The organism is Rhizobium sp. NZLR1 (assembly GCF_017357385.1).
GTDB lineage: Bacteria > Pseudomonadota > Alphaproteobacteria > Rhizobiales > Rhizobiaceae > Rhizobium.
Genome location: NZ_CP071634.1, coordinates 261,929 through 279,473, shown reverse-complemented (window position 1 = coordinate 279,473; position 17,545 = coordinate 261,929). Strand labels below are relative to the sequence as shown.

The following is a 17,545-nucleotide window of genomic DNA, read 5'->3' as shown; positions in this document are numbered from 1 at the left end:
GCGAACCTACCGATCGGCCATCACCAGATGGCCCGGTCCGACTTCACGATAGAAGGTGGCCGGAGGCTGGTAGTCGACCGAGCGCATCGGGCTCTTGATCTCGTCATTGGCCACCATCCGCTTTTCGTGGCGGCGGTCCGGATCGGGCACCGGCACGGCGGCGATGAGTTTCCTGGTGTAGGGATGCTGCGGATTTTCGAAGACGGCGGCCCGTGGGCCGATCTCGACGATCTCGCCGAGATACATCACCGCCACCCGGTGGCTGACGCGCTCGACCACCGCCATGTCGTGCGAAATGAACAGGAATGCGAGGTTGAGGCTCTGCTGCAGGTCCAGCATCAGGTTGATCACCTGCGCCTTGATCGAAACGTCGAGCGCCGAGACGCTTTCGTCGGCAACGATGACCTTCGGCTGCAAGGCAAGCGCCCGGGCAATACAGATGCGCTGGCGCTGGCCGCCGGAAAATTCATGCGGATACCGCGCCGCCATATCCGCAGACAGGCCGACCTTCACCAACAGGTCGGCGACCACGTCCCTTGCCTGCTTTGCATTGCCCATCCTGTGTTCGAGATAGGGTTCGGCGATCGCCGCACCCACCGTCATGCGCGGATTGAGGCTGGCAAAGGGATCCTGGAAGATCATCTGCACGGATTTTCGCATCTCGCGCAGCTCCCTCCTGTCGAGGCCGAGCACCTCCCTGCCCTCGACGAGAACGGAACCGGCTTGCGGCTCGATGAGCCGCAAGATGGCGCGCCCCGTCGTCGATTTACCGCAGCCGGACTCGCCGACGAGCGACAGCGTCTCCCCGGCATGGAGATCGAAGGAGACGTTCTCGACCGCGTGCACGCGGCTGGTCAGCCGGCCGAACAGGCCGGAGTGAATGTCGAAACGCTTGGTGAGGTTCTTCACCTCAAGGACCGGCGCCATCGCGACCGTATCGGCGGCTTCGGCCGGAATGTCGGATTCCCCCGTCGCCGTATTGACCACGGGGAAACGCAGAGGCCGCTGGCGGCCCTGCATTGAGCCGAGCACCGGCACGGCCGATAGCAGCGCCCTGGTATAGGGATGTCTGCCGCGGTGGAAAATATCGGCGGTGAGCCCGCTTTCCACCTGTTCGCCGCGATACATCACCACCGTCCGGTCGGCGATCTCGGCGACGACGCCCATGTCATGGGTGATGAACAGAACCGAGGTCCCCTCCTCCTCCTGCAGCATCTTGATGAGATCGAGGATCTGGCCCTGGATCGTCACGTCGAGCGCCGTCGTCGGCTCGTCGGCGATCAGCAGTTTCGGCCGGCTGGCAAGGGCCATGGCGATCATGACCCGCTGGCGCATGCCGCCGGAAAAACGATGCGGATATTCGCCGAAACGCGAGGCGGCAGAGGGGATGCGGACTTTTTCCAGCAGCCTAATCGTCTCGGCTTTGGCATCGGCTCGGCTCATATCGGAATGGCAAAGCAGCGCCTCGGAGATCTGGTCGCCGATGGTGAAGAGCGGATTGAGCGATGTCATCGGCTCCTGGAAGATCATCGCCACCTCGTTGCCGCGCACCTGCCGCATGGCATGTTCCGGCAAGGCCAGCAGGTCGCGGCCGCCGAGCAGCACGCGGCCGTCGACGCGGCTCGTATCCGCCTGCAGCAGCCGCATGATGGAGAGCGAGGTGACGCTCTTGCCCGAGCCGGATTCGCCGACGATCGCCACCGTCTCGCCGGGTGCGACGGTGAACGAGACATCGCGCACCACCGGCTTCCAGGCGCCATCCACCAGAAAGGAGGTGGTTAGCCTGTCGACGGAAAGAACGGGTGCGCTCGTCTCGATCGGTTGCGCTTGAACCTCAGCCATATCGCTCCCCTTGCGGCTTAATCCGGCCAGCGCAGCGCGGCATCGAAGCGGTGCCGGCTGCGGTTTTCGATCGGCGTCGCGATGATTTCGTTGGAAGCGCGCGCCTTGTCGAGTTCCTCGGCCAGGCGGTTTGCGACGATGACGTCCTGGCCCGGATGCAGGTTGCACGGGTCGAGATAGAAATAACGGTGCTCCACCTCATGGTCGCGCACGATGATCGGCGGGTTGCCCCTCGCCAGCGCATCGGCCAAGTCCCAGGCGGTGATATGGGCCTCTTCGGGATCGACGATCAGGCGCAGCCGCTCGAGCGGATTGTTGGTCGGGTCAGGCTCGATCAGCGAGGTCAGGCCGGGGCGGCCATCGAGTGTGCGCTTCCACAGGTTGAGATAACCGGTCTCGCGTTCGCGGATGCCGGCATGGTCACGGTTTTCCCAGGCTTCCAGCGCTGCCATGACGCCGAAGATGCTTTCCTTGCCGACCTTCATGCCGCGGCCGATGCCCATGTTCTGCAGGAAGGCATGGCGCACCAGTTCCTTCCGGCCGGCAACGATGCCGGAGGTCGGGCCGCCGAGGAACTTGTGGCCGGAATAGAGGGCGATATCGGCCCCCTGCTCCAGGAAAATCCGGAGATCGTATTCCGAGGCGGCATCGACGATCACAGGCACGCCCTTGGCATGGGCGACCTCGACGAATTCCTTGAGGTTCAACAGGCCGTAATCGACGACATGGTGGGAGACGACATAGACGGCGGCGGCTGTTTTGTCGGTGATCGCCTTTTCCATGTGGAAGCGATGCGTCGAGGTCGCCTGGCCGATCAGCACGGCCTTGCCGCCGGCAAGCCGGATTGCCTGGTCGACCGGCGCGCCGTAGCTCACCACATGGCCCATCTGCACCAGCACTTCGTTCTTCTCGGGCACGGCATCCGGCAGCTTTTCGATCGCCAGCAGATTGTCGGCGGTGATGGCGCCGGCGACCGCCAGCGAAATGCCGGCCGAGCAGGAGGCGGTGACGAAGCCCGCCTCACCGCCGGTCAGCCGGGCAATAATGGCGCTTGCCTTGCGCTGCAGGTCGTTGATCTCGACGAAATGCGGCAGGATCGATGCCATCGCCTCGATCGCCTCCGGCACGACGATCGACGCGCCGAGGCTGGTCATCGTGCCGGATACGTTGATGACGGGTCGAAGGCCGAGCGAAGGTCTGATATCATTGGGCATGAAGGTCTCCAGAAGTCTGGGTCGAGGAACGGGCCCTGGGTGGACCCTTCTCCAAATATGAAAGCTCTCGTCAGCCATTCAAGGCAACGATCGCCTCGATCTCGACGGTGATGTTGCCCGGCAGCGAGCCGAAGCCGACGGCTGAGCGGGCATGTTCGCCGGCCGCGCCGAAGACCGCGATCAGCAGATCCGAGCAGCCGTTGATGACGCTCGGATGATCCTCGAACTCAGGCACGGCATTGACCATGCCGAGCAGCTTGACCACCCGCTTGACGCGGGAGAGATCGCCGAGCGCATCATGCATGACAGCGAGCAGATTGATGCCGGTCAGCCGTGCATGCCGATAGGCCTCCTCGACACTGACGCCGGCGCCGACCTTGCCGGCATGCAGGAAGCCATCGGCCTCGCGCGGCCCCTGGCCGGAGAGGTAGAGCATATTGCCCTCCACCACATGCGTCACGAAATTGGCGATCGGCGGCGGCGGCGGCGGAAGCTTGATGCCGAGGGCGGCTAACCGTTGGTAAGGCGAGTTCTCGACCTTGCCGGCGGCGGTGGGAAACTGATTCACGCAAACTCCTGTCATGCAAATTTGGATTGGGCCGACGTCTGGTCGGCGGATTAAAGGTCCTTGCGAAGTCTTGGATCGAGCATGTCCCTGAGGCCGTCGCCGACCATCTGCAGCGACAGTACCGAGAGGATGATGGCGACACCCGGAAACAGCGTCATCCAGTCGGCCTGGCCGATATATTGGCGGCCGGCGGCGATCATCGTTCCCCAGGTCGGGATTTCGGGGCTGACACCGAGGCCGAGGAAGGAGAGCCCGGCTTCGGCGAGCATGGCGCTGGCAAAGAGGAAGGTGGCCTGCACCAGGATCGGCGAGAGCAGATTGCGCAGCACATGCCGGGTCATGATGTGGAAGGTCGAAATGCCGAGCGCCCTTGCCGCCTCGACATAGGGCAGCTCGCGAATGACCAGCGTCGACGCACGGACGATGCGGGCAAGGCGGGGCGCATAAACGATCGACAGCGCGATGATAACCGTGGTCAAGGAGGGACCGAGGGCGGCGACAAGCGCGATCGCCAGCAGAATATCGGGAAAGGCCATCATCGCGTCGATCAGCCGGGCGATCGGCGTATCGAGCTTCTGGAAAAAACCGGCAAGCAGGCCGAGTGTCACGCCGATCACGGCTGACAGGCTGACGACCGCCACCCCGACGAGCAGCGACAGGCGGCCGGCAAAGATCGTGCGCGAGAAGACGTCGCGGCCGAACTCGTCGGTGCCGAAGAAAAAGGTGCCGCTCGGCGGTTTCAGCCGGTTGACGATGGAAAGTTTGGACGGCGAATAGGGCGCGACGACAGGGGCGAAGACAGCCAGCAGCACGAAGATCGTCAGGATCAGCAGGCCGAAAGCCACCGTCTTGCGCTTCAGCAGGCGGCGGACGAATTTGCTGCCTTCGCTCTCGGCGGGCTTGATCGCGATATCGGCCATCAGTAGCGCACCCTCGGATCGACCAGCAGATAGAGCATGTCGATTGCAAAATTGATCAGCACGTAGAGGGCGGCGATGACGAGCAGCGCCCCCTGGATGACGGGGTAATCGCGGCGCAGCACCGCCGAGACGACGAGATTGCCGACACCCGGCAGGCCGAAGACGGTCTCGGTGACGACGGCGCCCGAAATCAGCACCGCCGCCGTCAGGCCGAGCACCGTCAGGATCGGGATCAGCGCATTCTTCAGCGCGTGCTTGAGGATGACCTTGCGCTCGACCAGCCCCTTGGCGCGCGCCGTGCGGATATAATCATCGCCGAGCACATCGAGCATCGACGCGCGGGTGAAACGCAGGATCAGCGCCGAGGAGACGATGCCGAGCGCGAAGGCCGGCAGGGTCAGATGATACATCCGCTCAAGGAAGGTCGAGCCGGGGCCGCCATAACCCGAGACCGGGAAAAGGTTGAGCCGAACGGCGAAGAACTGCATCAGGATGAGGCCGAGCCAGAAGCTTGGGATGCTGGCGGCAAACATCGCCAGCGTCGTTGCCGCCTGGTCGACGAAGGAGCCGCGCCGATAGGCCGCATAGATGCCGATCGGCAGCGCGATGACGCCGGCAATGGCCAGCGAAAACAGCGTCAGGAAGAAGGTCGGCTCGGCGCGGTCGAGCAGAGCCGAGGTGACCGGCATGTTGAGGAAGATCGACTGGCCGAGATCGCCCCTCAGCAGCTGACCGATATAATAGACGTACTGCAGGCCGAGCGACTGATCGAGGCCGAGGCGGGCCCGAAGATCGGCAACATCCTGCGGCGTCGCATCTGGCCCGAGCATGACGGCAGCCGGGTCCCCCGGCGTCACGCGCACGATGACGAAGACGATCGTGACGACGAGAAACATCACGACGATCATGCCGAACAGGCGCTGGAGGATGTAGCGGATCATGAATGCTGGCCTTCAAGCCCTTGCAGATGCGGCAGAAAAGAAGACCGGCACCGGCCACGAAGGGCCGGCGCCGACGGCGATGTTTACTTCTTGATCGAAGCGTTCCAGAAATACGGCCATGGGGCCGGATCGACACCTTCGAGCTTGACCGATTTCGCCGAGACGGCGTTGAAATCGCCGATCTTCATAAAGGGCGCATCTGTATAGATAGCCTTCTGGACATCGGCCCAGAGCGCGACGCGCTTCTTCGGGTCGACCTCGGCGGTGAAGGCATCGACGGCGGCCTTGCGGGCCGGCGTATCCCACCAGCCGGGCGAGCTGGTCGAAAGCGAGCCGATCAGGGCCGGCTCCGGCAGGAACGGGCTGTGGGTGATGTAGACATCCCAGAGCTTCGGATCGGTGCGGCGCTGGGTCAGCGTCGCCCAGTCCACCACCTGCATATCGACGGTGAAGCCGGCAAGCTTCAGATATTCTGCGGCGACCTGCGCCATCTTATAGTGGAATTCGTACTGCCGGCTGGTCAGGATGCGGATCGGCTCGCCATTATAACCGGCCTTCTTGGCAGCAGCGGCCGCCCCTTCCGGATCCGCGAGATTATAGGCGCCTTCGACGCCGGCATCGGTCGACCAGGAAAAGGACTTCGGATAGATGGCGCCGTCGAGCGCATAGAAATCCTTGCTGCCGAAAGCGGCGGCGAGCATGTCTTCCATGCTGAGCGCCTGGCGGATCGCCTTGCGGACCTCGACATTCCCAGCAACACCTTCCTTCGTGTTGAAGACGAAGACCGGATAGCCGAAGGGCTTCAACATGACCGGCTGCGAGGCAGTCGACGCCTTCACCTTGTCGTAGGATTCGACGGCGATCGAATCGACATAATCATACTGGCCGGAGACGGCGGCTTCGACACGGGTGTTCGGATCGGGCACCGGCACGAAGCGGATTTCATCGAGATATTGATGGCGGGCGCCGCCATAGCCATTGCTGTCGCCGTCACGGGACTTGTAGCCATCGAAGCGGACGAGCTGGATATACTGGTCGGCCTTGCGCTCCTTCAGCATATAGGGACCGGTGCCGATGAACTCCTTCATCGGCTCGTCCTGTTTTTCCGAGGGAATGATGATCGCCGCCGAATTATTGAAGGCAAGCAGCGAAGTCAGCGGCGCATAGGGCTGCTTCAGCGTGATTGTGACGGTCGAAGGATCGACAGCAGTGATCTTGTCGATGAAGCCCGACACCTGCTTGCCGCGCGAGGCGATCTTCATCCAGCGGGTCAGCGAGGCGACCACATCGTCCGAGGTCATGTCGCTATTGTCGTGGAACTTGATGCCGGTCCTGAGCTTGATCGTATAAGTTTTGCCATCGGCGCTGATCTCAGGCAGGCTTTCGGCCAGCAGCGGCGTGACGTTCCAGCTCTTGTCGAAAGTGTAGAGCGTTTCGAAAATATGCTGGGTGACAATGCCGACGAGATCGGCCGTCGACGACATCGGATCAAGCGTCGGCGGCTCGCCGATCGTCGCGACATTGATGACGCCGCCCTTTTCCTGGGCAAGCAGGGTCGAGGGCAGGGCGACAAGCGCGGTGCCAAGGAGAAATGCGACAAGTGTTTTCATGTGAGGGCTCCCGGTCAAGTTCCACAATTATGTAATCAATCTTTTTGTAACAGAATAAGAGCTGGATTGATCCTGTCAAGCGTGGGTGACCGATTATGCCTCTGCCGGGATACCAGAACGCGAGAAAACACAATCTTCGGCTGCGCCCTGCACGAAGGCTGCGCATTATGCCAAGCACACGGATGGTCAGGCTTCAGCGGAACGGGAGAAAAGAATGAACATCAATTTCAAGGGCGGAAAATGGCTGAACGAACCGGCCAGCTGGCACGCCGACGACACCGCCCTCACCCTGACGACCGATGAAAAAACCGATTTCTGGCGGGAAACCCATTACGGCTTCACCCGCGACAGCGGCCATTTCCTCGCCTTTCCCACGGCAGAGAGCTTCACCGCCCAGATCCGCATCCAGGGCGAATTCCGCACCCTCTACGACCAGGCTGGCCTGATGGTGCGCCTCGACGGGAAACGCTGGGTAAAAACAGGCGTGGAATTCACCGACGGCGAAGCTTTCCTCAGCACCGTCGTCACCGACGGCAGGTCCGACTGGTCGGTGTCACAACCCTTCAAGGGACTCGAAGATTTCCACATCCGCGTCACCCTCGCCAACGGCGCCCTGCGCATCCAGACCTCTTGCGACGGGAGCCGCTGGCCGCTGCTGCGGCTAGCGCCCTTCCCGGCCGCCGACGGTTACGAGGTCGGGCCGATGGCCTGCACGCCGGAGCGCAGCGGGTTGACGGTGCGCTTTTCGGAGTTCTCGATCGGGTTGGCGATTGCGACGGATCTTCATGATTTGAGTTAGACGCTATTATAAGATTCTCTGCGGACACGATCTGGGGTGATCCACGAATGTTGGCCGTTCTATTCGTTGCCCCTGCTGTAAATGCCACACAAATAGGACTGTCATTTTCGAGATGACATCCGCCTCATTCTCTGCGAAAAAGAGCGCGATGAGAGACAGGGGCGCCCGTCGACAGACGGGCTGAGAAGCACCCTTCGAACCTGAACCGGATAATGCCGGCGGAGGGAGTCGCTCGGGGTCGCGGCACTGCCGTACGAATGACCCCGTGCCCGCCCCCGCCTGAAAGGGGCCACATGCAGACCAGGACCACACCAGGAGCCATGCTGAAGGCGATGCGCGAAAAGCCGCCGCTCGTTCAGTGCATCACCAATTACGTCGCCATGAACATTGCCGCAAATGTTCTGCTGGCCGCCGGCGCCTCGCCCGCCATGGTGCATGCCGCAGAGGAAGCCGGCGAATTCGCCGACATCGCCAATGCGCTGACGGTCAACATCGGCACGCTGTCGCCGCAATGGATCGACGGCATGCAGGCGGCGGCGAAGGCAGCGACCTCAGCCGGCAAACCCTGGGTGCTCGATCCGGTCGCCCATTATGCCACGGCTTTCCGCCGCGATGCGGTCGCCGGTCTGCTGGCGCTCAAGCCCACGATCATCCGTGGCAATGCCTCCGAGATCATCGCGCTCGCCGGCGGCGAGAGCCGCGGCCAGGGCGTCGACAGCCGCGATCCGGTTGAACAGGCGGAAGGTTCGGCGCGATGGCTCGCCGAGCGCCAGCAGGCGGTCGTCGCCGTCACCGGTGCAGTCGATTTCGTCACCGATGGGGAGCGGGCGGTGCGGATCACAGGCGGATCGGCCTTGATGCCGCAGGTCACCGCCCTCGGCTGCTCGCTCACCTGCCTCGTCGGCGCCTTTGCCGCCACAGTGCCCGAGGATATGTTCGGGGCGACGGTCGCAGCCCTTGCAACCTTCGCCATCGCCGGCGAAGAGGCAGCACTCGGTGCGGCCGGTCCCGGCTCCTTCGCCTGGCGCTTCCTCGATGCGCTGAACGCGCTTGACGCCGAAACGCTCGATGCCAGGGCCAGGATATGGGCCGCATGAAGACCTTCGATCTTTCGCTCTATCTCGTCCTCGACCCCGATCTCTGCGCCGGGATCGGCATGGTCGAGACCGCCCGCCTTGCCGTTGCCGGCGGTGCGACAATGGTGCAACTGCGCGACAAACATGCCGGCACGACCGGGATGATCGAGACCGGACGCGCGTTGAAACAGGCGCTTGATGGCACCGGCGCCCTGCTCATCGTCAACGACGATGTCGAGGCGGCTATCGCCATCGGCGCCGACGGCCTGCATATCGGCCAGGAAGACATGGATGCGGCGAGAGCGCGCAAGATGATCGGCCCCGGAATGATCCTCGGCCTGTCGGTCGAGACCGAGGCGCTCGCCGCTGCCGTCGATCCCAGCCTCGTCGATTATACCGGCGTCGGCCCGGTGTTTGCGACGCCGACCAAGGCCGACCACAAGCAGCCGATCGGCTTTGAGGGCCTGGCAAGGCTGGTGGCGGCTTCGCCGGTGCCGTCGGTTGCGATCGGCGGCCTGAAGGCAGAGCATGTGGCCGAAGTCTTTGACGCGGGCGCCAAGGGGCTTGCCGTCGTCTCCGCCATCTGCGGCACGCCGGACCCTGAAGCCGCCGCTCGCCGCATCGCCGGAGAAATCCGAAAGGCCCGCGCATGATCCGCAACGTCCTCTCTATCGCCGGCTCCGATCCCTCGGGCGGCGCCGGCATCCAGGCCGATCTCAAGGCCTTTTCCGCTCGCGGCGTCTACGGCATGGCGGTACTGACCGCGCTGACGGCGCAGAACACTCAAGGTGTCACCGGGGTGCATCTGGTGCCGCCGCAATTCGTCGCCGACCAGATCAACGCCGTCTTTGCCGATGTGCGCGTCGATGCCGTCAAGATCGGCATGATCGCCAATGCCGGCATCGCCGATGCCGTCGCCAACGCGCTTGTTGCCGCACTGGCCGACCGGCGCAGCATCCCCATCGTCATCGACCCCGTCATGATCGCCAAGGGCGGCGCCGCCCTGCTGGCACCCGAAGCGGTCGACGTGCTGACCAGCCGGCTGCTGCCGCTGGCGACACTTCTGACCCCGAACCTGCCGGAGGCCGCCGCCCTGCTGCACCAGCCGGTGGCGACAAACCGGTCTCACATGGCGGCGCAGGCCGAGCAGCTGCGCGCGCTCGGCCCGGCGGCCGTGCTGGTCAAGGGCGGTCATCTCGACAGCGACGACAGCCCCGACGTGCTTGCCACAGCCGACGGCCTGCACTGGTTCGAAGCCAGACGCGAGCCGACCAAGAACACCCACGGCACCGGCTGCACGCTGTCGAGCGCGCTGGCGGCAGAGCTTGCCAAGGGCGCCTCGGTGTCTGAGGCCGTCGCCATCGCCAAGGATTACCTCGCCGGCGCGGTCGCGGCATCAGGAAGCCTCACCGTCGGCTCCGGCCACGGCCCGGTGCAGCATTTTCATGCGCTCTGGAGAGTCGAGGGATAAGCGCGCACATCGACGCACGCTTCCATCGAAACGGCTCGGGCTCGCGCCCCGAGCCGTTTTTGCGTTCGGCAACTACCTTGCTTTGAAAGCAGGAGCGTAACGGCGAGCAGCGTTGCGACCCATCTGAAAAATCCCTGTTGACAAGCCCAGCCAGATCGCCAAATCTATGTCATTAAAAGGGGATATATTCCGTAATAGAGGAATATCAGGAGGAGTGACGGGTGCCAGACCTGCTTGTGAGCTTATACTCCACACAGCTTGCCGATCTGAAGCGGAAAGCCGACGATGTCAGCGTTTCCATCCGCCCGGCCCTTCCCCCGGAATTGCATCTCGTCGTCAACTGGGTTCGCGAAAACTTCAGCGAAAACTGGGCGAGCGAAGTTGCAATCGCCTTCGCGCGTCAGCCTGTTGCCTGCCTGATCGCCGTCGACGGCGGCAAGCTCAAGGGCTTTGCCTGCTATGACACGACGGCGCGCGGCTTCTTCGGCCCGACCGGCGTCGACCGCCAAGCGCGCGGCAAGGGCATCGGGCTCGCCCTTTTTTCCGCCTGCCTTCAGGCGATGAAGACGCTCGGTCACGCCTATGCCTTCATCGGCGATGCCGGCCCGGTCGATTTCTACGCCGGGACCGCCGGCGCCATCGTCATCCCCGCCCCCGACAAGGGCATTTACGAAGGCATGCTGAGAAGCATGCCGAAATGACCATCTGATCCCGGAGTTACAGAATTGTCCTCGACCCCGCTCGCCCTTTTCGTCGGCCTTCCGAATCCCGCGATTTCGGATGATGAATTCGCCCTCTTCCGCGAGACCAATCCGCTCGGCCTCTTCGTCGGCCGGCGCAACCAGCGCGAGCCGGAACAGACCAGGCGCCTGATCGAACGCTTTCGGCAAGCCGTCGGCCGCGACGATGCGCCTGTCTTCACCGACCAGGAAGGCGGCCGCGTCCAGCATCTCGATGCCGGGCCTTGGCCGCTTTTCCGCAGCTTCGGCCAGTTTGCCGAACTTGCCCGCCGCGATTTCGATCTCGGCAAAAAAGCACTGCGCCTTTCCTCCCAGGCCATGGGCGCGATGATGACGGAACTCGGTCTTTCCAGCGGCTGCTCGCCCGTTCTCGATCTCGTCTTCGAGACGACGAGCGCGGTCATCGGCGCCCGCTCTTTCGGCCCGGATCCCGATGTCATCGCCGCCCTCGGCCGCGAGGTGGTCAATGGCCTGCTCGAGACCGGCAACATGCCTGTGATCAAGCACATTCCCGGCCATGGCCGTGCGACGCTTGACTCCCACAAGGAGCGCCCGGTGGTCGACGCCTCCCGCGCGACGCTCACTGCGACCGATTTCAAGCCCTTCGTCGCGCTGAAGGATACGCCCTGGGCGATGGTCGCCCATGTCGTCTACTCGGCCTATGACGCGGAGCTGCCGGCCTCCGTCTCACCTGTCATGCACGACGTCATCCGCAACGACATCGGCTATGACGGCGTGCTGATTTCCGACTGCATCTTCATGGAGTCGCTCGCCGGCACCCTGCCGGAACGCGTCAGGCAGGTGCTCGACGCCGGCTTCGACATCGCCCTCCACAGCCATGGCGACATTGCCGAAAGCGAGGCCGCCGCCAAGGCCGCCCGGCCGCTGACGGACGCCGCGCTGCAACGGATCGCCGCCGGCAAGGGCCGCCTCGGCAATCTCAAGGTCGACGTCCGCGCCGCCCATGCTGAAGTCGAAGACATGTTTGCAAGCGCGCTGGTCTCCTGACCGGCGCATCTCTCATCGTATAAAAAAGGGGAATAAGACATGAAAAAATATCTTCTTGCCGCCGCTGCGCTGACGCTGCTTTCGGGCTCTGCCCTGGCGCAGACGATCCTGACGGTAAATATCGAACCGGCGACGACCTGGGTTCGCAACTTCAATCCGTTCAACCAGACCTCGTCGCGCCAGTCGACGCTCGATTTCATCTACGAGCCGCTGGTTATCTTCAATCGCTTCGACAGCAACAAACCGGTTTATCGCCTGGCCGAAAGCTTCAAGCTCTCCGACAATCTGAAGAGCATCGATTTCAAGCTGCGTCCGAACCTGAAATGGTCGGACGGTAAGCCGCTGACCGCAGCCGACGTCAAGTTCACCTATGATTATCTAAAGAAATTCCCGGCGCTCGACTTCGTCAGCATCTGGACCTTCATCACCGACGTGCAAGCCGTCGACGGCCAGACGGTGCGCTTCACGCTCGCCAATCCGAGCTCGCTCGCCGCCGAGCAGATCTCGCAACTGCCGATCGTTCCCGAATATGTCTGGAAGGACGTCGCCGATCCGGTCACTTTCGCCAACGAGACGCCGGTCGGCAGCGGCCCGCTGACTGAGGTGCCGCGCTTCACCGGCCAGACTTACGACCAGTGCCGCAATCCGAATTACTGGGACAACGCGCATCTGAAGGTCGATTGCATGCGCTTCCCGCAGCTTGCCGACAACAACCAGATGCTGACGGCGACGGCCGACGGCACGCTCGACTGGGGCGTCTCCTTCATTCCCGATATCGACAATGTCTACGTCTCCAAGGACCCGGCGCATTTCCACTACTGGTATTCGCCGAGCAGCATGGTCGCCTTCCTGTTCAACCTGGACACGGCGAACGAGAACAACAAGAAGGCCTTCAACGATCTGAAGTTCCGTCGTGCCGTCTCGATGGCACTCGACCGCAAGACGATGATCGATGTCGCCGGCTACGGCTATCCGACGCTGAACGAAGACCCCGGCCTGATGGGCGAGCTTTACAAGAGCTGGGCGGATCCATCGGTCAAGGCCGACTTCGGCAAGTTCGCGACTTATGACGCCGATGCCGCCAAGGCGCTGCTCGACGAAGCGGGCTATAAGGACAAGGACGGCGACGGCCTCCGCGACAATCCCGATGGCAGCAAGATCTCCTTCTCGATCATCGTCCCGAGCGCCTGGACCGACTGGATCGACACCGTCAACCTCGCCGTCGAAGGCATGCAGGCAGTCGGCATCGACGCCAAGATCGAAACGCCTGAAGAAGCCGTCTGGACCGGCAACCTCATCAACGGCACCTTCGATGCGGCGATCAACAGCTTGCCGGCATCGGCCTCGCCCTATTATCCCTACAAGCGCGCCTTCAGCGCTTCGGACAAGGGCAAGACCCGCTTCACCGCGCAGCGCTGGTTCAATCCTGATGTCGAGAAGCTCGTCACCGAGTTCACCCAGACCGCCGATCTTGCCGAGCAGAAGGATGCGATGAACAAGGCGCAGCGCATCGTCGCCGAAAATATGCCCGTCATTCCGGTGTTCAACAATCCGAACTGGTATCAGTACAACACCAAGCGTTTCACAGGCTGGTCGACCAAGGAAAACCCCTTCGTCAATCCGTCGATCTCGCGGACCAACCCGGCACGCCTGCTCAACCTCTTGGCCCTCGAACCCGTCAAGTAAGCATCATCATCCCGGGAGCGGCGTCAGAGCATGATGCCGAAAACTGTAAGCGGTTTTCGGATGCTCATCTAGACGCGCCGCTCCCGTCACGACGGAGTTCCCATGGCTTTCCTGCTTCGCCGCCTCGTCTTTTACATGGCAGCCTTCATCGCGGCAGCGACGATCAATTTCTTCCTGCCGCGGCTGATGCCGGGCGATCCGGTGCAGATCATGTTCTCCAGCGCCGGCACCGAATTGCCACCGGAAAGCCTGCAGGCGCTGAAGCTCACCTTCGGCTTCGTCGACGGCCCGCTCTGGCAACAGTATCTCACCTATCTCGGCAGCATCTTCACCGGCGATCTCGGCCGCTCGATCAAGTATTTCCCGCTGCCGGTCACATCGGTGCTCGGCCATGCTCTCATCTGGACCGTCGGCCTGATGGGCACAGCGACGATCATCAGTTTTGCACTTGGCACCCTGCTCGGCATCGCCGCCGCCTGGCGCCGCGGCAGCAGGTTCGACGTTATCGTCTCCGTCGGCGCGATTTTCGCGACCTCGGTGCCGGCCGTCGTCACCTCGCTGATCGTGCTCTTCATTTTCGGCTTCACGCTCGGCTGGTTTCCGAACGGCTACGCCGCCGATCCATCGCTCGATCCAGCCTTCAGCCTGCAATATCTCGGCAGCGTCGCCTATCACGGCATCCTGCCGATGGTGACGCTCTGCACGGTGCTGATCGGCGGCTTCACCGTCACCATGCGCAACAACATGATCAACCTGCTCGGTGAGGACTATATCGTTATGGCCCGCGCCAAGGGACTTTCCGACCGACATGTGATGCTCTGGTACGCCGCCCGCAACGCCCTGCTGCCGACCGTCTCCAGTCTCGCCATCGCCATCGGCACCATCCTCGGCGGCTCGCTGGTGACGGAGGTCGTCTATAACTATCCCGGCCTCGGCAACATTCTCTACCAGGCGATCCTCGCCCGCGATTACCCTGTCATCCAGGGCCAGCTCCTCATCATGACTGCGACCATGCTGATTGCCAATTTCATCGTCGACGTCAGCTATATGCTGCTTGACCCGCGGCTGAAGGGAGCGTGAGATGATGACCCTACTTCGAAACCGCAAGGCGCTCACCGGCCTCGTCATCATCGCCGTCATCATCATCATCGCGATCGCCGCACCGCTGCTGACGCAATATGATCCCGCCGCCCGCACCGGGCGGCCGCACCAGCCGCCGTCGCTCGACCATATCCTCGGCACCACCCGCATCGGCCAGGATGTCTTTGCCCGGCTGATTTACGGCGCCCGCACCTCGCTTGCCGTCGGCTTCGGCGCCGGCCTGCTGATCACCCTTGTCGGCACCGCGCTCGGCATCATCTCCGGTTATCGCGGCGGCAGAACCGACGAGGTGATCAGCTTCTTCACCAATATGGTGCTGGTCGTTCCCAACCTGCCGCTGCTGCTGGTGCTGGCCGCCTTCATCGGCCAGGCAAGCCCGCTCGTCATCGCCCTCATCCTTGGCGCCACCTCCTGGGCCTGGGGCGCACGCGTCACCCGCGCCGAAACGCTCTCCGTCAAGCACAAGGATTTCATCAAATCGGCCGAGATGATGGGCGAGCCGCAATGGCGGATCATGACCTTCGAGATCTTTCCCAACGTGATTTCGATCGTCGGCATCAATTTCATCGGCAGCGTCATCTTCGCGATCATCACCGAGGCGACACTGGAGTTTCTCGGCCTCGGCGATCCCCGCGCGATCTCGTGGGGTACAATGCTCTACAATGCCCAGAAGGCCTCGGCCCTTTCGGTCGGTGCATGGTGGGATATTCTCACCCCCTGCTTCGCGCTCGCCTTCCTCGGCATCGGCATGTCGCTGTTGAACTTCGCCGTCGACGAGATCGCCAATCCGCGGCTGCGCACCGGCAATCACCTGAAGCGCTGGTCCCTGCTCGTCCGTTCCGGGGAGGGCCGCCTGTGACGCAGCCGTTGCTTTCGGTGAGGAACCTCACCATCGACTATATCGGCGAGGAGAAGGATTTCCGCGCCGTCGACGATGTCAGCTTCGACGTGGCGCCGGGCGAGGTCTTCGGCCTTGCGGGCGAATCCGGCTGTGGCAAAAGCACCATCGCCTTTGCCATCAGCCGCCTGCACAAACCGCCGGCCCTGATCCGCAAAGAGAGCCGCATCCTGCTCGACGGCCGCGACGTGCTCGGGCTCGACCGGCAGGCGCTTGCCGCATTCCGTTGGCGCGAGGTCGCCATGGTCTTCCAGAGCGCCATGAACTCGCTGAACCCGGTGCTGCGCATCGAGGCGCAATTCTACGATATGCTGCGCACCCACAAGGGCATGAGCCGTGCGGCGGCCCGCGAGCGCACCGCCGAGATGCTGAGGCTCGTCGACATCGCGCCGGACCGCATGCGTGACTATCCGCATCAGTTTTCCGGCGGCATGCGCCAGCGCATCGTCATCGCCATCTGCATGGCGCTCGATCCGAAGCTCGTCGTCATGGACGAGCCGACGACGGCGCTCGACGTGGTCGTCCAGCGCGAGATCCTGCAGCGCATCAACGAGCTGCGCCGCAATTTCGGCTTCTCCGTGCTGTTCATCACCCATGATCTCGGGCTGATGGTGCAGTTCTGCGACCGCATTGGCATCATGCTGTCAGGCAGGCTGGTGGAGCAGAACACGGCCGCGGCGATCTACCGGACGCCGCAGCACGACTACACCAAAAAGCTCTGGGCCTCCTTCCCCTCGCTGCATGGAGGAGTGCTGTTATGAGCGATGCCATACTCGCGCTCGACGCGGTGACGAAGACTTTCGGCCACGGCACCGGCACCGTGCATGCGGCGCGCGTCATCTCGTTTTCGCTGCATGCCGGCAGGGCGCTGGCGCTCGTCGGCGAATCCGGCAGCGGCAAGACCACCTGCGCCCGCATGGCGATGCGCGAATATCTGCCGACATCGGGCCGGATTCTCTACAAGGGCCGGCCGGTCGAAGCGGCGAACTCCGCCGAGATCGCCCGCTACCGCCGCTCGGTACAGATGATCTTCCAGGATCCCTTCGCCTCGCTGAACCCCGCCCACACCATCGCCCATCATCTGAGGCGGCCGCTGAAGCTGCATCGCCCGGAGATCAAAGGAAGCGAGATCGACGGCGCGGTCCGCGAACTGCTTCACCGTGTCAGGCTCGATCCCGATCTTCTCGCCCCGAAATATCCGCATGAACTCTCCGGCGGCCAGCGCCAGCGCGTCAACATCGCTCGCGCACTCGCCGTGAAGCCGGAGGTGATCGTCGCGGACGAACCGACCTCGATGCTCGATGTCTCGGTGCGCCTCGGTGTATTGAATCTGTTGAACGAGATGAAACAGGAGATGAACCTCGGCCTGCTCTACATCACCCATGACATAGCCACCGCCCGTTATGTCGCAGAAGACATCGCCGTGATGTATGCCGGTCAGATCGTCGAATGGGGCAGTACCGCCCGGGTGATCGACAATCCGCTGCATCCCTATACAAGGCTGCTGCTCTCGGCCGTGCCCGATCCCGACATCCGCTTCGAGGATCCGAAGGCCCGTCTCCGGCCCGACGAGGTCGAGGATATCCGCCGCCGTTCGGCCGCGCCGCAGGACGAGATCGTCGAAGTGGAGCCGGAGCATTTCATGCGGATGATCTGACAGCCCGTTTGATT

Annotated in this window: 17 protein-coding genes and 1 riboswitch; of the genes, 11 read left to right on the top strand and 6 right to left on the bottom strand. The window is 63.0% G+C overall.

Annotation, left to right across the window (positions count from 1 at the left end; translation table 11 throughout):
• Positions 1 to 6: 6 nt before the first annotated feature.
• The 6 genes from J3O30_RS27950 to J3O30_RS27925 form a co-directional block, all read right to left on the bottom strand.
• Positions 7 to 1,842 (bottom strand): ABC transporter ATP-binding protein, encoded by a 1,836-nt coding sequence (locus J3O30_RS27950; protein ID WP_207585242.1) that lies wholly within the window; start codon positions 1,840 to 1,842, stop codon positions 7 to 9.
• Positions 1,843 to 1,859: 17 nt separating this feature from the next.
• Complete coding sequence (locus J3O30_RS27945; protein WP_207585241.1) at positions 1,860 to 3,056, bottom strand: aminotransferase class V-fold PLP-dependent enzyme; 1,197 nt, start codon at positions 3,054 to 3,056, stop codon at positions 1,860 to 1,862.
• Between the two features lie 70 nt (positions 3,057 to 3,126).
• Positions 3,127 to 3,639 carry a RidA family protein gene (locus tag J3O30_RS27940; protein WP_207585240.1) on the bottom strand — a complete coding sequence of 171 codons (513 nt, stop codon included), beginning with the start codon at positions 3,637 to 3,639 and terminating at the stop codon, positions 3,127 to 3,129.
• A gap of 35 nt (positions 3,640 to 3,674) precedes the next feature.
• Positions 3,675 to 4,544: an ABC transporter permease gene (locus J3O30_RS27935; RefSeq protein WP_207585239.1), complete on the bottom strand. Its 870-nt coding sequence runs from the start codon at positions 4,542 to 4,544 to the stop codon at positions 3,675 to 3,677.
• Entirely contained in the window at positions 4,544 to 5,485 is a 942-nt protein-coding gene (locus J3O30_RS27930) for an ABC transporter permease (protein ID WP_207585238.1), read from the bottom strand. Before J3O30_RS27930 ends, J3O30_RS27935 begins: the two co-directional genes overlap by 1 nt.
• Positions 5,486 to 5,568: 83 nt before the next feature.
• On the bottom strand, positions 5,569 to 7,095 hold the full coding sequence (locus J3O30_RS27925) for an ABC transporter substrate-binding protein (protein ID WP_207585237.1): 1,527 nt from the start codon (positions 7,093 to 7,095) through the stop codon (positions 5,569 to 5,571).
• Between the two features lie 214 nt (positions 7,096 to 7,309).
• Between J3O30_RS27925 and J3O30_RS27920 the strand changes: the two genes are divergently transcribed.
• The 11 genes from J3O30_RS27920 to J3O30_RS27870 all read left to right on the top strand — a co-directional run bounded on the left by J3O30_RS27920 (position 7,310) and on the right by J3O30_RS27870 (position 17,531).
• Complete coding sequence (locus tag J3O30_RS27920; protein WP_207585236.1) at positions 7,310 to 7,894, top strand: DUF1349 domain-containing protein; 585 nt, start codon at positions 7,310 to 7,312, stop codon at positions 7,892 to 7,894.
• A 147-nt stretch (positions 7,895 to 8,041) separates the two neighbouring features.
• Positions 8,042 to 8,138, top strand: a riboswitch (TPP riboswitch).
• A gap of 49 nt (positions 8,139 to 8,187) precedes the next feature.
• Entirely contained in the window at positions 8,188 to 8,991 is an 804-nt protein-coding gene (gene thiM / locus J3O30_RS27915) for a hydroxyethylthiazole kinase (RefSeq protein WP_207585235.1), read from the top strand.
• Positions 8,988 to 9,623: a thiamine phosphate synthase gene (thiE, locus tag J3O30_RS27910; RefSeq protein WP_207585234.1), complete on the top strand. Its 636-nt coding sequence runs from the start codon at positions 8,988 to 8,990 to the stop codon at positions 9,621 to 9,623. Before thiM ends, thiE begins: the two co-directional genes overlap by 4 nt.
• Entirely contained in the window at positions 9,620 to 10,441 is an 822-nt protein-coding gene (thiD, locus tag J3O30_RS27905) for a bifunctional hydroxymethylpyrimidine kinase/phosphomethylpyrimidine kinase (protein WP_207585233.1), read from the top strand. The genes thiE and thiD overlap by 4 nt, the downstream gene beginning before the upstream one ends.
• A gap of 221 nt (positions 10,442 to 10,662) precedes the next feature.
• Positions 10,663 to 11,142: a GNAT family N-acetyltransferase gene (locus tag J3O30_RS27900; RefSeq protein ID WP_207585232.1), complete on the top strand. Its 480-nt coding sequence runs from the start codon at positions 10,663 to 10,665 to the stop codon at positions 11,140 to 11,142.
• Between the two features lie 24 nt (positions 11,143 to 11,166).
• Positions 11,167 to 12,189 carry a glycoside hydrolase family 3 N-terminal domain-containing protein gene (locus tag J3O30_RS27895; RefSeq protein ID WP_207585231.1) on the top strand — a complete coding sequence of 341 codons (1,023 nt, stop codon included), beginning with the start codon at positions 11,167 to 11,169 and terminating at the stop codon, positions 12,187 to 12,189.
• Positions 12,190 to 12,228: 39 nt separating this feature from the next.
• Positions 12,229 to 13,875, top strand: a complete 1,647-nt coding sequence (locus J3O30_RS27890; protein ID WP_207585230.1) for an ABC transporter substrate-binding protein — start codon at positions 12,229 to 12,231, stop codon at positions 13,873 to 13,875.
• 102 nt (positions 13,876 to 13,977) lie between these two features.
• Entirely contained in the window at positions 13,978 to 14,955 is a 978-nt protein-coding gene (locus tag J3O30_RS27885) for an ABC transporter permease (protein WP_207585229.1), read from the top strand.
• Between the two features lies 1 nt (position 14,956).
• The gene (locus tag J3O30_RS27880) at positions 14,957 to 15,835 is read left to right on the top strand and encodes an ABC transporter permease (protein ID WP_207585228.1); all 879 of its coding nucleotides are present in this window, start codon (positions 14,957 to 14,959) and stop codon (positions 15,833 to 15,835) included.
• The gene (locus tag J3O30_RS27875) at positions 15,832 to 16,635 is read left to right on the top strand and encodes an ABC transporter ATP-binding protein (protein WP_207585227.1); all 804 of its coding nucleotides are present in this window, start codon (positions 15,832 to 15,834) and stop codon (positions 16,633 to 16,635) included. Before J3O30_RS27880 ends, J3O30_RS27875 begins: the two co-directional genes overlap by 4 nt.
• Positions 16,632 to 17,531 (top strand): ABC transporter ATP-binding protein, encoded by a 900-nt coding sequence (locus tag J3O30_RS27870; protein WP_207585226.1) that lies wholly within the window; start codon positions 16,632 to 16,634, stop codon positions 17,529 to 17,531. The genes J3O30_RS27875 and J3O30_RS27870 overlap by 4 nt, the downstream gene beginning before the upstream one ends.
• The last annotated feature ends 14 nt before the right edge of the window (positions 17,532 to 17,545 follow it).